The 1,030-nt window shown below is 54.8% G+C and carries 2 pseudogenes; both read left to right on the top strand.

The features are described 5' to 3' along the window. Nucleotides 1-282 precede the first annotated feature (282 nt). Nucleotides 283-673, top strand: a pseudogene (locus tag ACM6UT_RS23375) (ParA family protein); the annotation flags it as partial. 126 nt (nucleotides 674-799) lie between these two features. After that, a pseudogene (locus tag ACM6UT_RS23370) lies at nucleotides 800-1,030 on the top strand (ParA family protein); the annotation flags it as partial.

The following is a 1,030-nucleotide window of genomic DNA, read 5'->3' as shown; positions in this document are numbered from 1 at the left end:
CCTTCCGTGCGAGCGCCAAGTGAGGCCTCACGCGGCTCCGGGGTTCACCACTCGACCCAGACACTTGTAAAAACCACACGACTAACTCGTGTGGTTTGATAGATCTCCTAAAGCGTGCGTTCACACGCATGTTTTGATCTTAACCTGCGTGTGTTCACATGTTATGTTTGCTTCGATGTGAAGATCTTAACGACGATACTGATGTGCCGATTGAACCCACGTCGGATCGCTAGGGGGCGGGGGAACCATTAGTCTTGAGAGGATCGTGCAATGGCAATCTGCATGTCGCTGGTAAGCGGCAAGGGTGGAGCGGGCAAGACAACCGCCGTAATCCTAGTCGCTGGAGAATATGCGCTTCATGGTAAGCAAGTGCTCTTGGTCGATGCCGATGGCCGACAAAACCTGAATGAGTGGTGGTCCCGTTCCGAGGCGAAAGACAACAGGCCAGACGGCATTGAGCTTCGCACGGCAGTAACCAACGCATCACTTCAGCATATTCTGGAGAACGAAACGCATGGGTTTGACGTCGTGCTGATCGACTCGCCCGGTCAAGACACCGTGCTGCGAGACACGATCATCGCCGGCTCGGACATCGTTATGACCCCGATCCAGCCAAACCAAGACGAGATTCTTGCTGCCGGCCAGGCAGCAATGGACGTGGCTGACACCTGCGATCGTACCGGGCGAAACATTCCACNCGATCATCGCCGGCTCGGACATCGTTATGACCCCGATCCAGCCAAACCAAGACGAGATTCTTGCTGCCGGCCAGGCAGCAATGGACGTGGCTGACACCTGCGATCGTACCGGGCGAAACATTCCACATCTCAACTTCAGAACCCGGATTACTCTCCCGGGACGTTCACTGGAAGCCTACCGCCTGATACGCCCCTTCATCGCAAACTTGCAGGAACAGGGATATGATTCATACCTCTTGGACACTGAGCTTTATGAGCGAAACCCATACCGCGACATCAGACTTGGATATGGGACGCTGCAAATGCTGGAGCTGAGCGACTCAGTCAAAAAG

The sequence above is a fragment of the Ciceribacter azotifigens genome (assembly GCF_048159625.1).
Taxonomy (GTDB): Bacteria; Pseudomonadota; Alphaproteobacteria; order Rhizobiales; family Rhizobiaceae; genus Allorhizobium; species Allorhizobium azotifigens.
The sequence above is the reverse complement of the archived record's forward strand: the minus strand, read 5'-3'. Positions and strand labels throughout refer to the sequence as shown.